Annotated in this window: 19 protein-coding genes; 15 read left to right on the forward strand and 4 right to left on the reverse strand. The window is 50.8% G+C overall.

Annotated elements, in window-relative coordinates; translation table 11 throughout:
• A complete protein-coding gene (ftsW, locus tag ACFQ2I_RS08130) occupies positions 1-1,161 on the reverse strand; it encodes a putative lipid II flippase FtsW (protein ID WP_377563462.1) in 1,161 nt (386 codons plus the stop codon).
• A 9-nt stretch (positions 1,162-1,170) separates the two neighbouring features.
• Positions 1,171-1,515: a YugN family protein gene (locus ACFQ2I_RS08135; protein WP_377563463.1), complete on the reverse strand. Its 345-nt coding sequence runs from the start codon at positions 1,513-1,515 to the stop codon at positions 1,171-1,173.
• A gap of 212 nt (positions 1,516-1,727) precedes the next feature.
• On the opposite strand from ACFQ2I_RS08135, the gene ACFQ2I_RS08140 reads away from it, so the two are divergent.
• Positions 1,728-2,912, forward strand: a complete 1,185-nt coding sequence (locus tag ACFQ2I_RS08140; RefSeq protein ID WP_377563464.1) for an amidohydrolase — start codon at positions 1,728-1,730, stop codon at positions 2,910-2,912.
• Positions 2,913-2,939: 27 nt separating this feature from the next.
• Here ACFQ2I_RS08140 and ACFQ2I_RS08145 read toward each other — a convergent pair whose 3' ends face one another.
• Positions 2,940-3,815: a thermonuclease family protein gene (locus ACFQ2I_RS08145; RefSeq protein ID WP_377563465.1), complete on the reverse strand. Its 876-nt coding sequence runs from the start codon at positions 3,813-3,815 to the stop codon at positions 2,940-2,942.
• 228 nt (positions 3,816-4,043) lie between these two features.
• Here ACFQ2I_RS08145 and ACFQ2I_RS08150 point away from each other — a divergent pair, with 228 nt between their 5' ends.
• The 13 genes from ACFQ2I_RS08150 to ACFQ2I_RS08210 all read left to right on the forward strand — a co-directional run bounded on the left by ACFQ2I_RS08150 (position 4,044) and on the right by ACFQ2I_RS08210 (position 18,036).
• The gene (locus ACFQ2I_RS08150; protein ID WP_377563467.1) at positions 4,044-5,744 is read left to right on the forward strand and encodes a DNA repair helicase XPB; all 1,701 of its coding nucleotides are present in this window, start codon (positions 4,044-4,046) and stop codon (positions 5,742-5,744) included.
• Positions 5,741-7,693 carry a helicase-associated domain-containing protein gene (locus tag ACFQ2I_RS08155; RefSeq protein WP_377563468.1) on the forward strand — a complete coding sequence of 651 codons (1,953 nt, stop codon included), beginning with the start codon at positions 5,741-5,743 and terminating at the stop codon, positions 7,691-7,693. The genes ACFQ2I_RS08150 and ACFQ2I_RS08155 overlap by 4 nt, the downstream gene beginning before the upstream one ends.
• 69 nt (positions 7,694-7,762) lie before the next feature.
• Positions 7,763-8,251: a YlbF family regulator gene (locus ACFQ2I_RS08160; protein WP_377563469.1), complete on the forward strand. Its 489-nt coding sequence runs from the start codon at positions 7,763-7,765 to the stop codon at positions 8,249-8,251.
• 47 nt (positions 8,252-8,298) lie between these two features.
• Positions 8,299-8,562 (forward strand): YlbG family protein, encoded by a 264-nt coding sequence (locus ACFQ2I_RS08165; RefSeq protein WP_377563470.1) that lies wholly within the window; start codon positions 8,299-8,301, stop codon positions 8,560-8,562.
• A 218-nt stretch (positions 8,563-8,780) separates the two neighbouring features.
• The gene (locus ACFQ2I_RS08170) at positions 8,781-9,218 is read left to right on the forward strand and encodes a hypothetical protein (RefSeq protein ID WP_377563472.1); all 438 of its coding nucleotides are present in this window, start codon (positions 8,781-8,783) and stop codon (positions 9,216-9,218) included.
• A gap of 172 nt (positions 9,219-9,390) precedes the next feature.
• The gene (locus ACFQ2I_RS08175; RefSeq protein WP_377563473.1) at positions 9,391-10,302 is read left to right on the forward strand and encodes a selenium metabolism-associated LysR family transcriptional regulator; all 912 of its coding nucleotides are present in this window, start codon (positions 9,391-9,393) and stop codon (positions 10,300-10,302) included.
• Between the two features lie 77 nt (positions 10,303-10,379).
• Positions 10,380-11,216 (forward strand): PHP domain-containing protein, encoded by an 837-nt coding sequence (locus ACFQ2I_RS08180; RefSeq protein WP_377563871.1) that lies wholly within the window; start codon positions 10,380-10,382, stop codon positions 11,214-11,216.
• Between the two features lie 2 nt (positions 11,217-11,218).
• Complete coding sequence (locus ACFQ2I_RS08185) at positions 11,219-12,391, forward strand: response regulator (protein WP_377563475.1); 1,173 nt, start codon at positions 11,219-11,221, stop codon at positions 12,389-12,391.
• Positions 12,366-12,749 (forward strand): helix-turn-helix domain-containing protein, encoded by a 384-nt coding sequence (locus ACFQ2I_RS08190; protein ID WP_377563476.1) that lies wholly within the window; start codon positions 12,366-12,368, stop codon positions 12,747-12,749. The genes ACFQ2I_RS08185 and ACFQ2I_RS08190 overlap by 26 nt, the downstream gene beginning before the upstream one ends.
• Entirely contained in the window at positions 12,749-14,512 is a 1,764-nt protein-coding gene (locus ACFQ2I_RS08195) for a cache domain-containing sensor histidine kinase (RefSeq protein WP_377563477.1), read from the forward strand. Before ACFQ2I_RS08190 ends, ACFQ2I_RS08195 begins: the two co-directional genes overlap by 1 nt.
• A 104-nt stretch (positions 14,513-14,616) precedes the next feature.
• Entirely contained in the window at positions 14,617-16,110 is a 1,494-nt protein-coding gene (locus tag ACFQ2I_RS08200) for an ABC transporter substrate-binding protein (protein WP_377563478.1), read from the forward strand.
• 167 nt (positions 16,111-16,277) lie between these two features.
• On the forward strand, positions 16,278-17,138 hold the full coding sequence (locus ACFQ2I_RS08205; RefSeq protein ID WP_377563479.1) for a carbohydrate ABC transporter permease: 861 nt from the start codon (positions 16,278-16,280) through the stop codon (positions 17,136-17,138).
• Between the two features lie 10 nt (positions 17,139-17,148).
• The gene (locus ACFQ2I_RS08210) at positions 17,149-18,036 is read left to right on the forward strand and encodes a carbohydrate ABC transporter permease (protein ID WP_377563480.1); all 888 of its coding nucleotides are present in this window, start codon (positions 17,149-17,151) and stop codon (positions 18,034-18,036) included.
• Positions 18,037-18,100: 64 nt separating this feature from the next.
• Here the strand turns inward: ACFQ2I_RS08210 and ACFQ2I_RS08215 are convergent, their stop codons facing one another.
• Positions 18,101-19,912 (reverse strand): Rqc2 family fibronectin-binding protein, encoded by a 1,812-nt coding sequence (locus ACFQ2I_RS08215; protein WP_377563873.1) that lies wholly within the window; start codon positions 19,910-19,912, stop codon positions 18,101-18,103.
• A 157-nt stretch (positions 19,913-20,069) separates the two neighbouring features.
• Between ACFQ2I_RS08215 and ACFQ2I_RS08220 the strand changes: the two genes are divergently transcribed.
• Positions 20,070-22,856, forward strand: a complete 2,787-nt coding sequence (locus ACFQ2I_RS08220; RefSeq protein WP_377563481.1) for a calcium-translocating P-type ATPase, SERCA-type — start codon at positions 20,070-20,072, stop codon at positions 22,854-22,856.
• Positions 22,857-22,867 lie beyond the last annotated feature (11 nt).

Raw genomic sequence — 22,867 nt, forward strand, 5'->3', positions numbered from 1 at the left:
TCAATTCGATTTGCCGCGGATACTGCGATCATACTCGCGAGATATGCTAAGCAGGATGCCGATGCACATCAGAGTGACGATTAGAGAAGAGCCGCCGTAGCTTATGAATGGGAGCGTCACTCCTGTAACGGGAATCGCTCCGGTTACGCCGCCGATATTGATGAAGGTCTGTATCGCAAGTAAGCCTATGATGCCTGCCCCTACGACCGTCCCGTATTGATCTGGACAACGAAGGGCAATGATCAGTCCTCGCCATAAAAACATCAGGTAAAATAAGATAAACAAAGCGCTCCCGATAAATCCGAACTCTTCAGCAATAACTGAAAAGATAAAGTCATTGTACGGATATTGCAAATAGTGCAGCTTCTGCACGCCTTCGCCAAAACCTGCGCCGGTCAAGCCCCCATGGCCGAGAGCCTGCAGGGAGGACACGAGCTGGAAGGCGCTGTCTTGCTTGTTGGCAATAGGGTCCATAAACGCCCGGAAACGGTCGAGTCGATATTCCCAGGCTTCTGGCTTAATCGCCATGGAGATGCTGAAGAGTGATGTAATGATCAGCAGACACGCCATGCCGGCAACAAATACCTGCTTTAAATTAGCTCCTCCTGCCAGTATCATAATGCCTGCGCTTGCGGCAAGCACCAGACTTGAGCCCAAATCGGGCTGGAGCATGATTAATCCGCATACGAATCCAACGACGATCATAACCGGCAGCAAGCCCCGCTTGAAGTCACGGAACTTCTCGCCCTTCTTGGTGATTAAGGCGCCCATGTACAAGATAAGCGCCAGCTTGGCGAATTCCGTCGGCTGAATGCCGAAGGAGCCTATTCCGATCCAGCTTCTGGCGCCATTGATCTCTTCTGCCGTGAAAGGCACGATTAATAGCATCAGGATAACAGGAATGAACAGTAGAATGAAACCACGTTTGAACACTTGGTAGGGCAGGTTCATCAGAAATAACATGGAAAACAAACCAAGCGCAGCAAATACGAGCTGGCGCTTGGTGAAATAGAGCGAATCTTCATTGAAATTCGGATTGACGACAGCTACGCCGGAGCTGGCGCTGAAAACCATGACGATACCAAAACCGACAAGCAATAGCGTCATCATGAGAAGTAGAAAATCCGGTCTGCCGCGACTGCCTTTCTGAGCAGTTTTCATAGGCAGCCTCTACGCAAGTAGAGATTTCAGTTGCTGCAATTTCTGCTCAGCTGCTTCCAGAATATGTTTTGGTATCGGTGACTCGTAATCAAGGCCATGGGGGAACGTCGCTCTACCAATGTAAACGGACTCGATTTTCAGTACCGCATGTGCTGACTCCAGCTTCCCTTCCACTGCGCGAGTGTTGAATCTCAGAAAATAATCCGAGCTGCTTGTGCGGTCAATCAGCTTCAGATCGTATGTAGCGCGATAATACTCCCATTGCCAGCGGGTAAAGCCGACTTTGTCCGCGACATCGTCCAAGTGATGAAGTTCGCTTTGAAGGCCGATTAGGCCACTGTTCTCAATAATCATTCTATTTCCTCCCAATAACAATAGACATAGTTGTACATTCTTTACCCATGATAGTATGTTTCCCCAGTCAGCGCAAGCCTTACTCTCCTCTGAACGGGATGAGGAACAGAAAGTTCGTGAAATGTACACAGCACGTAGCTGTGAGGCAGGTAGATTTGATACACTATGAATAGACCGATGTCATTATTCTCGGAATAAGGAGGCTGTGCCCTATGCAGAACGGGCAGATTGAACATTCGCTGCAGCAGTTATATCCTAAAATGGTTCAGTGGCGAAGGTATCTGCATCAATACCCGGAGCTGTCCTTCAAGGAAACGGCGACAGCCGTGTGGATTGCGGAGCAGTTGGTTGCAATGGGATGCGAAGTGGAGCGCGGCGTAGGGGGGAACGGTGTCGTCGGGGTAATCCGGGGAATGGAACGGGGTCCGGTCGTGGCGCTTCGAGCCGATATAGACGCGCTGCCCATCCAGGATGAGAAGTCATGCGAATATGCCTCCAAGGTAGCGGGGGTGATGCATGCGTGCGGGCATGATGCCCATACCGCGACACTGCTTGCGGCAGCGGAATATTATTCGCGACATAGACAGACTTTCCGAGGTGAACGCAGATTGCTGTTCCAGCCGGCCGAAGAAGTCACGCCCGGGGGAGCCGTCGGCATGATCCAGGATGGTGCGTTGGGAGAAGCAGAGGCAATCTACGGCGTGCACCTGTGGACGCCGCTATCCTATGGCCTAGCGGCGTCCAGAGCGGGGGCGTTCATGAGCTCCGCGGATGAATTCACAATCGAAATAGAGGGCAAGGGGGGGCATGGTGGCTTACCTCATCAAGCTGTTGACGCTCTCTTCATTGGCTCCGCTTTCGTGCAAGCCGTGCAGTCCATCGTCAGTCGCAATGTAAACCCCGTGCAGCCCGCCGTCGTCACGGTAGGCTCCTTCCACGCCGGGACAACCCATAATGTCATCGCGGAGTCCTGTCAGTTGAAGGGGACAATCCGCTCCTTCGACGAAGAGGAGAGAAGGCGGATACATGTGCGTCTGGAGGCGCTGCTGAAGCATACATGCGAAATGTACGGAGCGTCCTATCAAATGGATCTTCGATTGGGATACCCGCCTGTGATTAATGAAGAAGTGGAAGCGGAGCGATTTTTCAAGGTTGCTGCGAAGTTGTTCGGAGGCGATCAGGCGATCATATCGGAGCCGGTGACGGTGGCAGAAGATTTCGCTTATTACTTGCAGCATCTCCCGGGATGCTTTATGTTCGTAGGCGCCGGGAACCCGGATACGGGAGCGGATTACGCACACCATCATCCCCGATTCGATATCGATGAACGCGCCATGGTTCACTCCGCCCGCCTACTGATCGCCATGGCGGAGGATTACGCAGCATTCGGCCGATAATGAGAAGAGCTTGCAGCGAGGAGGCGCCTATTTATCCTCCCATATCGCTGCAAGCTCATTTTTGTCGTTATACAGCTCTGCAGGATCTTCCTCGTAATTGTTCCATACGTTGTCGACTTCCCATATGAGCATTTGTGTTCCTTCATCTGGCATCGCTTCGTTGCCAGTTGCCTTGTTCTTGCCGGACTTGACCGTAACTTTGCCTCCTGGAGGAAGCTCAATTGCATCGAAGGTATAGGTCTGGTTGCCCCTGACGCTAACCAGCTTCCAGTCTTCCAGATCGATCGGCGACGACGTCGTATTGGCAATCGTCACAAGCTCTGCCGGTTTGTCCACTTCCATCAGCAATCCTGTATCGGTTGCTTTCTTCACATGAACTTCAGGAATACTGGCTTCCTTTCCTGAATTCCACAGCCCCGCTTTGTTCCCTTTCGCTTCCTGCTCCAGTTGCTTGTAGATGTTCTCCATCTTTACATTGGGCTCAATAATGAGCACTTTCGCAAGTCCTTGTCTGAGCAACTGCTCATTCAGGATTTGGCCGTCCTTCAGCTCCACTATAGCAAGTGTCCGTTCATAGCGATCCTTCAGTTCCTTGTCGAACGCTAGTCGGACTTCCCCAGATTCCTGGAGCAACTTCCGCGTATAGGCGGCCGCTTCCGGTCCATACGGCTCTGCAGGCGTGTTTGATTTGTTAATTTCAGGCGTATCGATATAGAGTAGACGAATGGTTTCCATTTCGTCACCGACTTTGACTTTGAATGTATCTCCGTCTACATAATCCGCGACCTCGTACCATGTATTCGATTTTGCTACCTGGCTCGTCTGTCCGCTTGTGAGCGAGCAGCCCATCATAGCTGCAGAGGCAAGCACAAGAAGAAGAGCAATACGCAAATATTTGATCATCGTTAGTTATGCCCCCGGATGCATGATTAAAATGAATGCCTGTTTTCTTAACTACTATAACACAGTTTGCCGGAAATCGCCCGTTGCTTGTATACAAGGGTTTGCCTACTGGTTCACGGGCGGCAAGTATTCAAGTCGATAATGGGGAAATCTAGTCTATGGAAGCATAAATGAGTCACATTATTTTCATACTGATTGACAGGATGGTGTGGAAAGGTGGGACATGAAATGAAAAGTGGGGGCGCGCTAATTGTGCAATCCGATCTGACGGTGCTGTTGGATCAGAGTCACGGTGAAGGGGAAGCGGCGCGAGAGCTTCTGCATCGCTTCTCGGACGTTGTCAAAAAGGCTGGGCAGCTGCAAACGTATCGGATATCGGCACTGACGGTCTGGAATGCGATAAGCTCCGGCATGGGGTATGACGACATAATGGAAGGGCTGAGGGCGCATGCCCGCTTCGGAATACCCGCCGCAGCGGAGGCGTCTATCAAGCAGTGGTCGATCAGGTTCGGCAGATTAATGCTTTCCAGTCGGGACGGTCGTCTTGTTCTGAGCGGCGACGAAGAGATCATGGGACAGCTGAGATCGTATGCCTCGCTTACGGATTGGGTCGTGCAGCGAAGTGATGAGAACTGGCATATCGATCCGGCCTGCCGAGGGGTGTTGAAGCAGGAGCTTACAAAACTAGGCTACCCCGTTCTGGATTCGGCTGGCTATAAGAGGGGCGAAGCGCTAGCGGTACAATGCCGGGAATTGACGCCCGGCGGCGTCCCTTTCCGTCTCCGCGACTATCAGCGCGAGGCGGTGGAACGATTCGCAGCAACCGACGGCTTCGGCGGAGGAAGCGGTGTCGTCGTAATGCCATGCGGCACAGGAAAGACGATCGTGGGGATTGCGGCGCTTGTTGCTACTAGCGCGGCTACGCTTATATTGACCGCTAGCGTTACCTCGGCAAGTCAATGGAAGAACGAGCTGCTGGAGCGGACAACGCTCGGAGAAGATGAAGTAGGCTTGTATGGCGGAACACATCGACAGGTTCGCCCCGTCACGATTGCCACTTATAATATATTGACCCATCGCAAGTCGAAAGTGGACGCGTTCAGCCATATGAAGCTGTTCTCTGACCGAAATTGGGGGCTTATTATATATGACGAGGTGCAGCTGCTGCCGGCTCCCGTGTTCCGTATGACCGCGACTATTCAGGCTACGAGACGGCTTGGGTTGACGGCTACGCTTGTCAGGGAGGACGGCTGCGCGGAGGATGTGTACTCCTTAATTGGTCCCAAGCTATATGAAATGCAATGGAAGGCGGCTGAAGGTGAAGGACATATCTCAACCGTTCATTGTACAGAGATAAGACTGCCTCTCCAGAAGGGGCGAGCTTCGGTCTATCATGCAGCGAATGGCCGAGAACGACTGCGAATTGCCGGCGAGAATCCGGACAAGCTTGATGTCGCAGAACAGCTGGCGAGGCAGCATGAAGGGATGCCAACGCTCGTTATCGGCCAGTACTTAAGCCAACTGCACGAAGCGGCGGACAAACTGAACGCCCCTTTGTTGACGGGAGAAGTTACGCACAAGGAGCGTGCGGACATCTATGAACGATTTTGCAATGGAGAGATCAAGCTTCTCGTCGTATCCAAGATCGCCAACCTCGCCGTCGACTTGCCTGACGCCGCCGTCGCTATTCAATTGTCGGGCAGCTTCGGTTCAAGGCAGGAAGAGGCCCAGCGAATTGGTCGCTTGCTGCGGCCCAAGCTGACCAACAAGGCATGGTTCTATTCCCTTGTCACGGAGGAGACGAAGGAGACCGAGTTCGCATTGAAACGCCAGCTCTTCATGCTGGAGCAAGGTTATGATTACAGGCAGTGGCGAGCTTCGGAGGGAAGCGGCGAGCAGTGGACATTTCAGGAGGTGGTCAGGACATGAGGTTAGCGGAGATATTGAATCGGCTTGACGATGACCGCAAACGGGAATATGCATCATCCCCGATTTGGGAAGCTATTCTGACTCAAACGGAGGGGCGCCGATGGGAAGAAGCCTTGGTTGATCCGGTGATCATGGGAAGAGTGAGAGATGCTCTCCCCCCGCTGGCCGGACAAGTGCTGCGCATCATGCTGCAACGGTTCGGCGCACAGTCGGTATCGGAAGAGAAGTTGGTGAAGGAGATTGGCTTGGCAGCCGCTATGACAGGCTTGGAGTGCGAGGAAGGGCTGAATAGTCTTCAGCGGGCCGGGCTGCTCTACACGGTTAGCAAAGTTTGGGGGGAACGTATCTGGTTCATGCCTCCCGAGCTGTTCCTGATGTGGTCGACACTGTTGTTCCAGCGCTCGTCACGTCCTGTTCATAAGAATAGCCCGCATGTCTGTCATGCCGAAGAGCGAACGACCGGATTAGGAAGGAAGCTGCTCTACGCGTTGTCGATAGTAGACAAGAGCGATACGCAGTTGGTGGCGGACGGCGTCTTGCCTAAGAGAGTCGTTGATAAGCTCAAGACGGTGGCGATGTTGGAAGAGAAGCTGCTGCAGCCTTTTCAATTGGAACGCGTTGCCGGAGATCGTTATCCGCTTGGCGTGGCGCTGTTGCTGGAAGCCGGGAGTCAGTTAGGGCTGATCGGCAGGCGCGGTCAGTCCCTGGAGGTGAATCGTGAAGCGTTAGAGCGCTGGTTCGAGCTGCCAATGGGCGATCGTGAAGGAGGGCTGAGAGTATGGCTGTGCGCATTGCTGCTTGGCGCCGCGGGATCAGCGGGGCATATTGCCGCCGCACTGATGGCATCGCCGCGAGAGAAATGGCATGTCTGCAGTAGCGCTCGGCCGGTCTTGCGTGAGAAGGCGGTCATGTCTGAAGGAGCATCTGAAGCCGGGCTATATGCAGAGGAGACCTGGTGCCGATTATTTCATGCGATGGGCTGGATGGAGCTTGCGCTCGTGACACATCATGAATTGGAGGAGAAGGAATTGTGGTTCAGGTGGTTAGATGACCTGGATGAACAGGGGCAAGTCATCATTCAGCCCAATGGCGAGGTGATCGCTTATCCCGATTGCAGCTTCAAGGCCAGATGGGAGCTTGAACGGCTAGCCGAGCGTATAAGCGACGGGGATGTTGTCGTCTATCAACTGACTGCAGCTTCCATTGCGGGAGCAATCGAGCGGGGGATGACTTGCAATCTCATCATAACCACGCTTATGAAGGTGAATGGCGGAGTAAGGCTTCCTGACTCGGTCCATGTGATGGTGAAGGAGTGGAGCGACCGAGCATGCCAGTATTCGTTCGCTGAGGAGATGTTGCTTCGTTGCCATTCTGCAGACAGAGCGGAGCTTGCAGCTGCGCATCCCGATATTGCTCCGCTGCTGCTACAACGAATCGGTCCCTGCGAATTTATCATCCGGGCAGCCGATATCGCCGTGATCCGGCAAAATCTAAAAAAGCTAGGTTATCCTGCACGACGCGGGATAGTCTCCTCTGCTTCAGAGTCAGAGGAACGTACTCATGCAGAAGGTGCCGCAATGGTGTTTCTTCACGAGCGCCATTCCCTCCGCCACTTCCAATTGGCAGCGCCGTCGCTCGATGAATTTGCGCCACGTCTGCTGCCGGGTACAGAGCAATTACCGGTGATGTGGTGGCAACAATTCCGTACCTATCATACGTCTACGCGCAAGGAAATGTTGGAGCATGCCATCCAACTGAAGACAGCGGTGGAGCTTCAGGTGGACGAGCAAATAAGAAGCTTTATTCCGCATCGTCTGGAGACGAAGCCAGAAGGGTGGCATGTCGTAGGCGTTCTGCGCGATAGCGTAAGTCCGGAGCCAGTGTCGCTGCAGCCGGAGCAATGGTCCGGCATGAAGCTGGTCTTGCCCGGGGGTTGCAAGCGCATATAAACGCTATCGCTTTAACGACCCACTATGGTATGATAGATAGGAATCTAGAATGGGAAAGTGGGTGGATGCATGTCGGTTGCCAGTTCTTATGCGGCAGTTCCAGTCCATCGAGCAGAGGAAGGCGTGTCTTCGCTTGACATGGCCTCCCTGATGCTTTGTGCTTATGAACTGGGTGATTGGATTAACGCTTCGGCAGAAGTTGCCGATTATTTATATTGGAAGCAGCAGGTATGGGAAGATCAGGAGGCTGCAGAACGCCAGAAGCACTTCTTGAAAGTGAGAGAGACCTTCGAGGAGTGCCAGCGATTCGGGCGCTTCCATCCTGATTACCACGCTGCGAAGGATGCAATGAAGGAAGCTCAGGATAGGTTGAACGAGTTGGAAAGCGTACGGCGCTATAAGGAAGCGGAGCAGATAATCGACGAGATGCTGCACGAGGTGTCGGAGATGATTGCCAGATCAGTATCCGACACGATCAAAGTGCCAGGCAATGAGAAGTCGGCAGGTGGCTGCGGAAGCGGTGGGGCTTGTGGCTGCGGAAGCGGTGGCTGCGGCTAGGCTCGGCCCCGGGAGTCAACGGACTGCAGGGAGGGGGATTAAAGAGGATGTTACCGGAGAGAACGGGCTACATTATATGGGTGAAAGATATGAAAGCGGCTAAAAATTTGGAAAGGTTCGGCACGGTGCATTATATGTCGAGAAAGCTGCATTATGTCGTTCTCTACACGAACAGCGATCGTGCGGAAGAGGCGCTGAAGCAACTGAGCAAGCTCTCTTATGTCCGTAAAGTGGAGCGGTCTTTCCGTAATGAGATCAGAACCGAGTATAGCAAGGATATTGAAGATAAAACAAGATATTACTCGCTATAGCGCGATATTCATCATACAGCTTCTGCTGCCATTGTGGCGGCGGAAGCTTTTTTTAGGCATTTTAAATGGCTAGGAACAGGTTTTATTCATAAAAATTAACATTTATTAACATATATGGCCTGACTTTTTTTTATTGTTGAAAAATCGGATAATCATGGTAGAATGAAACTAACGCATAGGATAAAAGCCCTGGTTCCTTGGGAGGAGTGGGTTGGGAAATGAAGGATAGAATGACGAGAAGATGGAGTACATACGAGTCGTTTTATGTGGAATTAGGTGACAAGAAGGTCGTAGATGTAATCATTACCAACCACGCCAAAAGCCGCTGGCTGGACCGAATTGAATCCGAGAAAACCGGCTACGAGGATATTGCGGAGTACATATGGGACTGCTTGAAACGAGGTCGAATTGAGCCTTACTACCGCAATGAACAGGATGTATATTTGATTGACGAGGACTTGGTGTTTGTAGCCGAGTTTGCCGACTCCTTGACAGAGACAGATCTCGTCGGCAACCCGCTTCACAAGATGATCGTTGTTACTTTTTTGGGAAGAATGTCCGAGACAATCGAGCTTAGAGACTTGAAGTCCTACTACTCCTGGCTCAGGCATTCTAGGCGTATGACGCTGGTGAAGAACAGTCGGAAACGGAAATAGCTTCATTATTCAACCTTTGTTAAGCAGGACCTCATTCCTAATGCCGAATATGGCTGGCGATGAGGTCTCTTTCCATTTCAATGAGGCTGAAGCGGCTGTTAGGGCCAATCATTCTTTTGGCTCATTCGGTGATATAGTATAATGTAATGAAAAAGAAGGGGTGATTGCTCATATGGCACTTAATTTCCATCAATTGCATATCTTCTATACTGTGTCTGAACGGGGAAGCTTCTCCGCTGCGGCTCAGGCGCTCCATATGACGCAACCGGCCGTCACGATGCAGGTGCAGTCACTGGAAGACTACTTCGGCACAAAGCTGCTGCAGCGTTCGACGAAAAGAATCGAGCTGACTGAAGCGGGTAGGGCATTGTTGCCTTACGCCAGGCGAAGTATAGACCTTATTCGGGATACCGATAGGGCGATGTCGGCATTCACGAAGCAGTTGAAAGGTAAGCTTCAGCTCGGCGCCAGTCTGACGATTGCAGAGTACATATTGCCGCGGCTTCTGGGCCCTTTCGGAGCAGAGTATCCCCATGTCTCTATCAGCTTGAAAGTGATTAATACGACGCAGATTGTGGAAGAAATATGTAATCACCAGCTCAACTTCGGATTAATAGAAGCGCCTGTCAACCATCCCGACATGCATATGGAGCCAGTTATGAGCGACGAGCTAACGTTGATCGTCCCGTGCGGCCATCCGTTGTCGGAGAAGGAGACGGTGACGATGGATGAAGTGCTAAAGTATCCGTTCATCCTGCGAGAGCAAGGGTCGGGGACACGTCAGGTGATGGAGCAGCAGCTGCTGGAGAGGGGCTTTGAATCGACTGCCTTGAATATCGTCATGGAATTGGGGAGCACGGGCGCGGTGAAGTCTGCCGTCGAAGCGGGACTTGGCGTATCCTTTTTGTCGGCTTCTTCCATTAAGCATGAAGCTGCACTTGGTCTGATCAAGAAAGTGAAGGTGGCGGACGTGACCTTCACGCGCCAATTTTACTCCATTTATTTGAAGTCTGCTTTGCTGCCGATTTCGGCCGTAACGTTTTTAACATTTTTGAGAGAGAAGGATCTTCAACAATGGTTATGATGAGAAGGGATAGAGCAGATCTTCATACGCATTCGACGGCCTCAGACGGCAGTTACTCGCCGACGTAAGTCGTTCGGCTGGCTCATGAAGCGGGATTGCATGCTGTGGCAATAACAGACCATGATACGATTGCAGGAATTGAAGAAGCGTCGGCGGAAGGGCGGCGCCTCGGTATTGAGGTCGTTCCTGGCGCGGAGCTGAGCACGGAACTGCATGGCATCGATGTACATATTTTGGCTTATTATACGCGTAACGAAGACGCCTTATGGCTGAATAGGCTGTCGGAGCTGCAGGGGGTTAGAGATAGGCGGAACGAGACAATGATAAGCAAGCTGAACGAGCTCGGCATATCGATCACGATGAAGGAAGTGCAAATTGCGGCTGGAGTGTTCGATTGTTATTCGGATAACAACGGCACTGACGGCAACGGAGGGAGTATCGGGAAGTGGTCGGAGCGAAGCATCGGACGTCCGCATATTGCGAAGGCGCTTGTCGCAGCAGGTGAGGCGGACTCGATCAGGGATGCCTTCGATCGTTATCTAGCCGCCGGTGCTCCCGCCTATGTGAAGCTCGCCCGTATCTCGCCACAGACGGCTGTCAGGTGGATTTCCGATGCAGGAGGGACAAGCGTACTCGCCCACCCCGGCTTGTACCGGAATGATGGGCTTGTGCGTGAGGTACTCGCTTGCGGAGTTCATGGCGTAGAGGTGTATCATACCGATCACAGCCCGGAGGAGGAGAGCAAGTATATGGCGATGGCAAGCGAGCTCGACTTAATTGCGACGGGAGGCTCCGACTTCCACGGCGCGGGGCTTGACTCGACTTACCGTGGAGCGCTAGGGGCGAGATCGGTGCCTATATCCGTACTTGAGGAGCTGAAGGCGAAGGCTAGTCTGAGGGACAAGGAGGAGTAAGCATGTATTCCATTTTATTGGCCGAGGATGAAAGCTTGATCCGATCTAACATCATTCATCAAATTAATAATTATATGGACGGTTACTCCGTTATGATGTCAGCGTCTGCTGGAGATGAGGCGATCAGAATAATGAGCAATACCGAGCCGGATATCATATTGACGGATATTCGGATGCCTGGAGCTGACGGGCTGCAGGTTATTCGGTATGCAAAAGAACGTTATGGGGATATTCCCTGCATCGTGCTGACAGGATTTCAAGATTTCGATATCGTGAAAGAAGCTTTGCAGCTCGGTGCAATCGGTTACCTTTTAAAGCCAGTTCAAACGGGAGAATTAATAGAGTCGTTGCAGAGAGCTGCCCAAATGATAAAGAAAAAGAACATGTATGATTCGTTATACCCAGTTGTGGAGCTTGAACCTTATTTTATTCAAGCTATGAATGGCGATGTGTCTGATGTAGACGCTTTTGTAGATAAAGCGAAAAAATGTATGCCGATCATGCCTGACGGCGATCCGAAGGTTGTTTTGGCCATCGATGATTATGTGATGCGGAACGAACTGATAGACCTTTTAAATATGAAAAAAGGCGTTGTCTTTTCCAGTCGTTATCTTGTATACGCTGTCATCATTCATATTCCAAAGCAATGGTCGCAGCAGCGCATACAAGAGGAAATTCGCATTTTGTCAAAGCAATTGAAGCATCCCAAGCCGCCCGCGATTGGCATCAGTCGGCCTTTTCATGGATGGGAAGAAGCGCTTGACCGCTTTGAAGAGGCTTTTCAGTATTATAGCTATCGTTTTTATATTGGAAGCCCCTGGGTTGCGGGGCCTTTGGAAGCAAAAGCTGCAAGTCCTCACATGCGTCATGCCGAGGCTGCCGCCGCCGCGCGGAAGGCTGCTGACCGGTTGGAATTGTCGAATCAATTGGACCGCTGGCATGCAATAGAAGAGGAACTTCAAACATGGTTTGGCATCTTGAGGGTGGAGCAGTGGCCGGTCCGGGTCGTCCATCAAGAATGTAGCCGAATCATACGCAAGTTTTTGGGTACGTTTACAGACGATCAATTAGATTTACTGGGGCTAAAGTACTGGAGCGCGACACAGTGGGTCGTCAAAAAAAAGGACGTTGAAAGAGCTGCAATCAGATATGATTCATTTCTTGCGGGATATTAAGTCAAAGACAGAACATTATTCTGGTCACGCGCAATCCATTGTCGCTCGAGTGCAAGCCATTATTGAAAGGGATTACAGTAATTCCGCTCTATCTATTGTTCAAATTGCGGAACAGCTATATATTAGTTCCTCCCATCTATCCACTGTATTCAAGAAAAAAACAGGTAAGCCATTTAGTCAATACTTAAAAGAGATCCGATTGAAAAAAGCTTCTGAGCTCATGAAAGAGGATCGATTGAAAATATATGAGATAGCTGCTTCAGTTGGCTATCTAAACGAAAAATCGTTCTCCAGAGCGTTCCGTCGCGAGTTAGGCGTCTCTCCACAAAATTACAAGCGTGAAAGCGGATTGCTATAATGCATGCGAATACGTATATGTTGCCCATCAGACTGAAATTGACGGTTGTGTTTATCGTCCTGATTTCTATTACAGGCGGATTAATTGGAATAACCACCTTTATTAACTGGGGGCGGTCAACCGAAGAAGCGGGAATTCTTTTATCCCGTCAGGTGCTTTTCAGTAAAAAGAACTATATGGAAACTTATCTGGAAGAGCGAATTAATGCCACATTGCCGATTTGGTTTCAGAAGGATGTCCAGACATTTATTAAAATGCAGGATCAATCGGACCCCTTATTATTTAATCGCATTTCTGACATCTTGAAAAATGAAATGCATCTGAAAAACGATCTGTCCGCTCTCTTTCTGTATAAAAAGGATGGAGAGATTATCTATCAATCGAACGGGAAAGCGATTAAGGAGCTAACGAACAGCAATAACATGATGCCGGTAACCGGCAGTGTTAATCCAAAAGTCCTTCCGCCGCATGAACAGACCTACATAAATGATGGGGACCAGGTTATTTCCATTATTCGGGGTATCACGGTAGATGGTAAGATGGAACCCGATCATTATTTGCTAATTGATATTGCCGCGGATGTATTTCATAAGCTGACGGATACGGCGTTATGGAACAAAGGATATGTGTTTGTCGTGGACACAAACGGGCGCTTCATTTATCATCCCGAGAAGGAAATGCTAGGACAAACATTCCAATACCACGATAAATCTCACCGTGACCAAGGATACTTTATCGAAACATTTGAAGGACGCAAGATGCTTTTTACAACGCTCGAGGGAGAAGTTTCAGGTTGGACTTATTATAGTGCTTTGCCGAAAGAAGATTTGAGCAGTCATATGATTCAGAACAGAAACGTAACCGTTGTATTAATCGTTATGCTTATTGTAGCTGCGGTCATTATAGCTTATTTGTTTGCGTCCAAACTAACCCGCCCAATCATTTCATTGAAACAGATGATGTTAAGTGTGGAAAAGGGCAATTTTGATGTTGCGTTGCCCGTACGCACCCATGATGAGATCGGTTATCTTACGAGCAGCTTTAATCGAATGGCATGTCGACTCAAGGAGTTGACGGAAGAAATCTACATATCTCGAATCAATGAAACGGAAGCGGCGTTGAAAAGGCTGCAAGCTCAAATAAATCCCCATTTTCTGTATAATACGCTGGATGCAATTCATGCATTAGCGGCTATTGAAGGCATCAGGCCGATTCAAAAAATCGTTAGTTCATTAGCTTCTTTATTCCGCTATAACATCGGCGATGACAATCGACTTGTTCCGTTAAACGAAGAAATCAAATATTTAAAAGTGTACTTGGATATCCAAAAGGTAAGATTTCAGGATCGCTTTGATATGAATATACTAGTCGATCGTTCGGTAGAGTCGGTGCCTATATTGAAGTTTATATTGCAGCCACTTGTAGAAAATGCGTTCAAGCATGGTGTTGAAAAGTTATCCGGATCAGGAAAGGTATGGATTTCTGCTTTGAAAGAAGATTCATATCTGGTTATCCGAATTGTCGATAACGGCATCGGTATGAGCGAAGATTGTCTGAATCAAGTTCGTCAAGAATTGAAAAAATCGGAAACCCAAATGAGCCGTCCTGCGGGGAGAAGTATCGGACTTGTCAATGTGCATCAACGCTTGAGGTTGCATTATGGCAATCTATATTCGATGGAGGTAGAGTCTAAACTTCATGCCGGGACAACCATTGAATTGAAAATACCAGTGGATAGCTATTCGATATCTTCTCGTCAATGATTGTGCATGTAATGCAACCATTTCAAATATCCGGTATCTATTTAAAGCGCTTACAAAAAAGTAGGATAAAGATGTAGATATGATCATGAAATGGAGGGGCATGCATGAAAGGAAAAGGCTTATTGAAGTTAATGCTGGTTGTATTGTTTGTCGTTCAATTGGTGTTGGCAGGTTGTTCTAGCGAGAATGAGAGGAGTGACGGGAAAGGGGCGAACACTGAAAAGGATAAGGGCGCTTCGGGTGATTCAACGGAACAAGTAACGCTCAATTTATTTTCGGCACACGGCCAGTTTAATAAAGGCAATTTTGGTTATGAAGAAGTTCAGGCCTTTATGAAGGAAAACCCGGACATTAAAGTGGAGGTAACAGCTGCCAATGGACAACATTGGGTCGATACTTTCCAGGCGCTGGCCGCAACAGGCGATTTGCCGGACGTATTCATGCCTACCATCTTCACCTTCTCGGAGCTGCTGCAGAACAATTGGGTGCAGCCGCTTGATGGCTTGGTAAGCGCTGATTTCGTTGACCGCTTCCCGGAAGGCACTTTCCTGCAAGGAACCAATATGCATGAAGGAAAGATATACTCCTTTCCGCGTATTGTAGCTAAGAAAGGACGGGTGCTCGTATACAACAAGGATATAATGAAAGACGCCGGTTTGGACCCCGAGAAGCCGCCGACAACATGGGATGAGCTGTATGAAATGTCCAAGCAGATCAAAGAGAAAACGGGATTGGCCGGAATGGTTATTCCATTAAAGGACAGTGTAGGGTATGAGGACATGGCCGTAATGGGCACGCCTTACCATCCCACGCTTCACAGCGATCGAGGTTTTGATTTGAAAGAGGGGCGTTATGCTTTCGATTCGCCTGCCATTACAAAGCCGTTTGAATTTGTCGCTAAGATGAACAGTGAAGGGTTGCTTCATGCCAATTCCTTTACTTTAGGTTTGATTGACGCGCAAGGAATTTTTGCCAATAAACAAGCCGCTTTTATGCTGAATCAACATTGGATTGTTCGTGTTCTTGAGCTGGAGCTTGGTCAAGTGCAGGATTTTGGAGTTGCTCAACTGCCCGCTCCGGAAGCAGGCATGAATTTCACGCAACTTGGAAGCAGCGCTGATCATAACGCTTACATTTCCACATCCACCAAACACCCTGAAGCGGCTGCAAAACTGATTGAATGGCTGACATCCAAGGAATACTACACTCGGCAAATGCAGCAAGATTACTTATTGGCGCCTATGATGGATTTGTATGAGGATGCGTCGAATTTCCCGAAACCTGAATTAAAGCAAATGGCGGATGCATTCATGGCGACAGTTGTTGAAAGACCTGTCCCGGAAAGCAGAGATGGCGTAACTGAGGTGCGTAAATTGGAAGCAGCAATTGCGAAGCCAAATCCGCAATGGTGGGAAACACTGCAAAAAGCGTTATTGCAAAACACAGATCCGGGTCCGGAGCTTGCCGCCTACACCAAAGCAATGAATGAACGTTTGGATCAAGCTATTCAAGAAGCGAAAGATCAAGGTATTGCCGTTGAAATGAAAGACTTCGCATTCCCTGCATTTGACGGAAAATCAGATTTCATCAACAACTAGTTCAAAACTGATGTTGCACATGACTTCTGAGCGAGAGGGGCGGAGGTCATGTGCAAGGAAAGGGATGCGCGATGAACATAAATCGTCCGGCTAAGTCAAAGCTGTTAGAACCGAAAAAGTCTCGTACAAAACAGCAGAAGGTATTGCTTCTTTGGATATATCTTTTTTTGCTGCCACAAACGATCATGTATCTCGTTTTTACTTTGTGGCCTATACTGGCCTCGTATTACTTTTCGTTTTTCAATTGGGACGGTATCGGCTGGCCGTCAAGGTTTAACGGTATTGCCAATTATTTAGAGGTGGTGAAGGATCCCTATTTTTGGAATGCGTTTAAAAACTCGTTCATTTACACTTTCTTCGTAGTGATTATTGTCGTTCCGTGCTCACTTGTGCTTGCACTCATCTTAAACAGTAAAATGCTTCGCATGAAGGTATTGTTTCGCACCTTGTTTTTTGTGCCGGTCGTTTTGACGATGGCTATTATAGGCATCGTGATGAATGTCATGTTTGCGAACGAAGGATTCATCAATAAACTATTGTTATCGATGGGCATGATCGATTCGGCTGTGCCATGGCTAACCGACAGTACGCTAGCTATGATGACTTTGATACTTGTAGGCGTATGGAAGGGGTTCGGTATTAAGGTTATCTATTGGCTCGCAGGTCTTCAAACGCTGCCGGCAGATTTATTCGAGGCAGCCAAAATTGACGGCGCCAACAAGTGGCAAGAATTTCGTTATATTACGGTTCCGCTTCTTATTCCTTTTTTGGTTATCATCACATTTTTTCAAACAGTTTGGTCACTTAATGTGTTTGACTTGGTTAAAACATTCACGAATGGAGGCCCAATGTTTGCGACCGATGTCGTTCCATTATATATTTACCGGTACGCTTTCGAAGGCGGCACTCTTCCACGCATGGGCTTCGCGTCGGCTGCGGGCATTTTCTATGGCTTTGCCACAATGTTCCTCTCCATTATGCTAGGTTTGCTCGTGAAGAAATTCGGCGTTCGGAAATCGCATGCATAAGGGGGATAATATGGATAATCGATTAAAATCTTTAAAAAGCAACGTTTTACACGCCTTATTTTTAGTCGTATCCCTCATTTGGGTCTATCCCGTCATTTGGGCGATTACTTCATCGGTCAAAACAACGAAGGAGATGTATTCCGGGAGTATCAAACCATGGCCGGACAAACTTGAATGGAGCTTCTTTTTGCCTGGCAATTGGGGGCAGCTGAAGGGTGTATTTCAATTTTCCAACTTTTCAAAGGCATGGTACATCGCTGATTTTCAAAAGTATTTTGTGAATACAGTCATTTTCACAGCGTTAGTTGTCGTTATCATATTGGTGCTATGCATCTTAACCGGTTATGTGCTCGGTAGGTATTCATTCCCGGGAAAAATCGTATTCGTCAGTTTAATCTCTGCTACGATGTTTATCCCTTCAGGTTATACGATTATCCCGATCTGGCAACTCATTAACGCGCTTGGTCTCGGGAAGTCCATATGGGGACTGGTTTTGGCGGAATCAGGAGGCACGCATGTGCTGTATATTCTGCTGTTCATGGCTTATTTCGCAGGTATTCCGAAGGATTTGGAAGAGTCGTCGCGCATTGACGGGGCCGGCTTTTTCCGCACCTTTATGTTCGTTATGCTTCCGCTAGCCAAGCCCGTAATGGCAACAACGGTTATCTTGCAACTGATTCATACCTGGAACAGTTTTTTTATTCCCCTTATCTTCACGGTGCATCGGCCGGATTTACGGACATTGGGCGTTGGCCTCTACACGTTCGTAAAGGATTACAGCAGTGATTTATCCGGCATGGCAGCAGGCATTACGATTTCCTTTATTCCAATCATTATTGTATTTATCCTTTTCCAGCGATACTTTGTAGAAGGCATAGCCGGTGCTGTGAAGGGATAAGTAACGAAGGATAAAACCTCTGCTACCCTGATAGGAGCAGAGGTTTTATCCTTGATTGGTTCCCTTACTTCACCTCGGACAGGAGCGCCTTCAGCCGTTGCTCGTCAGGGGTGATAAACAGCGTCTTCTGGTTGTCGTAGATGACAAATCCGGGCTTCGCGCCGCTTGGCTTGCGCACATGGCGAATGAGGGTATAGTCGACCGGAACCATGCTGGAAGCGCGGGCCTGGCTGTAATGCGCTGCCAGCATGGCGGCTTCCTCCAGTGTAGCGTCGCCGTATTGCGCGCTCTTGATCAGAACATGCGAGCCTGGAATATCCTTCGTGTGCAGCCACGTATCGGAAGAAGCGCCCAGCCGGTTGGTCACGTATTCGTTCTGCTTATTGTTCTTGCCGACATAGATCGGAATACCTTCCGAAGAGGTATAGACCAGGACGGAAGGCTTCTGCGGCTTCTTCTTGCGTGGTCCCTTGCGGCTGCGCTCCCTCATATAGCCTTGCTCCACCAGCTCATCACGTATTTCTTCAATATCCGCCAGAGATGCGCTATCCAACTGCTGCAGCAGCGTATCGAAGTAGCGAATCTCATCCTCTGCCAGTTCCATCTGCTCCGCGACGATGCTTAGGCTGTTGCGATGCTTCGTATAGCGGCGGAAATAGCTCTGCGCATTCTCCGACGGCGTTAGTCTCGCGTCCAGACGTATCGTCAGCTCCGGCTGATCCTCCTCATAGAAGTTCAGAAGCGTAACCGACTCGTCTCCCCGTTTCATCTGATGCATGTACGCCGTCAACAGCTCGCCCATGATCCGGTATTTCTCTGCGTCGCGTGCTTCGTGCAGCGTTTCTTGCAATTTCTTAATCTTGGACACGTTCTTCACTTTCTCGTTGCCGACGAACCGAATCAGGTCGGCCGCCCGCTGCTTAACCGCATCGCGCTCGGCCTTGTCGCCGTAGAAGGCTTCCAGACATTCGCTTATCGTATCGTAATTGGCGCGCGCTCCTTGGATATGTGTGAGCGGCGTAATCGAGAAGCTGGCTTTGCCGCTGGCCGCATCCGTTACGATGACAGGCTCATAGCTCCCTTGCTCCGCTTCCTTCATTACTTGACGGAAGCTGGACCATAGCGAATCCGTTCCAATCATCGCCCCTTCATACCCAGCTTCAGCGGTCAATCCCTCTGGCTGCAGGTATGGCTGCTCTATTCCGCCGCCGCTGGACCGGTATGCGAGCTCCTTCGCGAGCAGCGGGCTGATGCCGCTGAAAGTGTGGACGATAGCGCGGGACGCCAGGACGGGAGCCTCTTCAGCGGAGATGCGTGAAGCGATCAGCTTGACGAACGCTTCCTCGCTGCCGACGGACAGCGGGTCGATCTTGTCCTGCTCCGGCGGAGGTGTATAGGCGCTGCCCGGAAGCACTATTCTGTGGCTGCTGATCGCCGGCGTGACATGATGGATGCCGTCGTGAATCAGACCGGTGGCGGGGTCTGACAATATGACGTTGCTGTGACGCCCCATAATTTCTACAATAATGACCTTGTTCGTCTGATCTCCCAGCTCATCGCGATGCTTGACCTCGATATGGATGATCCGCTCGCGTTCGATCTGCCGGATGGATTCGATGACCCCGCCTTCGCAATGCTTGCGGAGCAGCATGCAGAACATGGGCGGTTCAAGCGGATTGACGTAGCTCCCCGTCGTCCAGTGAACACGCGGATAGGTCGGGTTGGCGGACAGGAGCAGTCTGCCGTTCATGCCTGCTCCCCTGATGCCGAGAACGAGATCGTGTTCTGCGGGCTGGTGTATCTTATGAATGCGCGCGCCGACCGCCCGCTGCAAATCGCGGACGATGGCGCCGGTGACGATGCCGTCTAGTGCCATATGATATAAGTACCTCTCTTCCAGCAGTATGATTCTATCATGCCATAATCGGGACAAAAACTTAAGTGCTTCCGGGATATTTTATAGGCTGTCCGAATAGAGTGAAGTATCGGGGCTGTCCGAAGTCTGGATGGGTATATTACGGGAGGGAGTCAGTATGGAACAAAAGAAATGGCACCAGATGGGACTAAGCGAGCTGCAGGAGGCGCTGGATTGTTCTCCGGATGGAGGACTGCATGCAACCGAGGCCGAGAAGCGGCTGGAGACGCAGGGCTATAATGAATTGACCGAAGGCGCTCGCTTGTCTCCGATCGTCCTGTTTCTGAATCAGTTCAAGGATTTCATGGTGCTCATCCTGATGGGCGCCACGCTCATATCGGGGCTGCTTGGCGAATATTTGGATGCCATTACGATCGTCGCAATCATCGTTATCAATGCTGTACTTGGATTCATTCAGGAATTCCGGGCGGAACGTTCACTAAGAGCGCTGAAAGCCTTGTCCGCACCGTCGGCGAAAGTGATGCGCGGCGGCCAACTGCTAACTGTGGCGGCGAAGGAATTGGTCGCTGGCGACATGGTCGTGCTGGAGAGCGGAGACCGCGTGCCTGCCGATATTCGGCTCATGGAGGCCAGCAGCCTGTACACGGAGGAGTCTGCGCTCACCGGCGAGTCCGTACCCGTCGGCAAGCATGCAGGGACGATTCAGGAGGAGGAGCTGCCTCTCGGCGATCAGCGCAATCTGGCCTTCATGGGAACGATGGTTACTCGCGGCACAGCCAAAGGCGTCGTCGTTCGCACGGGAATGCGGACGGAGATGGGGAAGATCGCGGGACTGATCCAGGAGACGGAAGCGATGGAGACGCCGCTGCAGCATCGTCTGGAGCAGCTCGGCAAATTGCTCATATTGGTCGCGATCGGCTTGACAATTATGGTGGTGGTCGCGGGAATTCTTCATGGCCAGCCTACATACGGCATGTTCCTGGCCGGTGTAAGCTTAGCCGTGGCTGCCATACCGGAAGGACTGCCCGCGATCGTGACGATCGCGCTGGCGCTTGGGGTGCAGCGCATGATTAAGCGCAAGGCTATCGTGCGCAAGCTGCCCTCCGTCGAGACGTTGGGTTGCGCATCCGTCATCTGTTCGGATAAGACGGGCACGCTGACGCAGAACAAGATGACCGTTACCGATATCTGGCTTAGCGGCAGAGCGTTGAAAGTAAGCGGAGAGGGCTATGCGCCAGAAGGCGACATTACCGAGAATGGACGTCCGGTCGACAGCAAGCATGATCTGCCGTTGAAGCGGCTGCTGCAAATTAGTGCGTTGTGCAACAACGCCCAATTAGTGAGGAACGAGGCCGAAGGGGCGAAGCGACGCAAGCGGGGGGAGACTGTTCCGGAGGAATGGTCGCTCAAGGGCGATCCTACGGAAGGAGCACTGGCCGTACTGGCGGCCAAGCTGGGCTCATCGGCCAAGTCGCTGGAAATGCTGTATTCCCGTGTGAAGGAGTTCCCGTTCGATTCCGAGCGGAAGCGGATGTCGGTCGTTGTGTCCCATCAGGGCGGCAGGCTGCTCTGTACGAAGGGCGCGCCTGACATTCTGTTAGAGCATTGTTCCTATGTGTTGTGGGATGGCAAGGTGCTTCCCTTCACCGCCTCCATGAAGCGAAAGTGCAGGGAAGCTGCGGAGAGTATGGCGCATTCGGCGCTGCGTGTGCTGGGCTTCGCTTATCGCGACTTGCGAAGCGCAGACTCCTGCGAATCCGAGCAGGAGGCAGAGAGGGCGCTTGTGTTCGTCGGACTGGCGGGTATGATCGATCCTCCGCGCCGTGAAGTGAAGGACGCGATCGTCAAGTGCCGCCGCGCCGGCATCAAGACGGTGATGATTACCGGCGACCACGGGTTGACGGCAGAAGCCATCGCCGCCAATCTGGGGATCATTCCACGAGGCGGACGTTCAATCAGCGGCCAACAGCTGGAGCAGATGAGCGATGAACAGCTGGAACGCGAGGCAGACGATATCTATGTATACTCCCGGGTATCTCCTCAGCATAAGCTGCGTATTGTAAAGGCGCTGCAGCGGAGAGGGCACGTAGTCGCTATGACTGGAGACGGCGTGAACGACGCTCCGGCGATTAAAGCGTCGGATATCGGCATCGCGATGGGCATAACCGGAACGGATGTGTCCAAGGAGGCATCTGCTCTCGTGCTGAGCGACGATAACTTCTCTACGATCGTCGCTGCGATTGAAGAGGGAAGAGGCATCTATGAGAACATTCGCAAGTTCATTCGCTACTTGCTGGCGTCCAATGTGGGCGAGATACTCGTCATGTTCTTGGCGATGATGGCGGGGCTGCCCCTGCCGCTTGTGCCGATACAGATTCTGTGGGTCAATCTGGTGACCGACGGCCTCCCTGCCATGGCGCTTGGCGTCGATCAGTCGGAGAAGGATCTGATGCAGCAGCAGCCGAGACCGGCGAAGGAGAATATATTTGCAAGGCGGTTGGGCTGGAAAATTGTTAGCCGAGGCATTCTAATCGGCATATGCACGCTTGGAGCATTCTGGATTACGCTGAAGGAAGGCGCTGGAGACGCTGAAAGCTTGACGCGGGCGCAGACGGTCGCTTTTACCACACTCGTCATGGCCCAGCTCATTCATGTGTTCGACTGCCGCAGCTCCCGCTCGATCTTCCATCGCAACCCGCTGCAGAACAAGTATTTGGTACTGGCCGTTCTCTCGTCGCTGCTGCTTATGCTGGGCGTGATCTATGTAGAAGCGATGCAGCCGATATTCAAGACCGTGCCAATCGGCTTCCGAGAGTGGTGTCTCGTGTTCGTGGCTGCTGGAATACCAACATTCCTGATGGGAATAGGCAGCGTTCTTGGTAAACCAAGTGGCAAGAACAGGAAAACGAAGTGGCCAATCGGTCCTCAAACCGTCTCCAAGTGACGGAATAATGC

This window comes from Paenibacillus chungangensis, assembly GCF_042675905.1.
GTDB classification, from domain to species: domain Bacteria; phylum Bacillota; class Bacilli; order Paenibacillales; family Paenibacillaceae; genus Pristimantibacillus; species Pristimantibacillus chungangensis.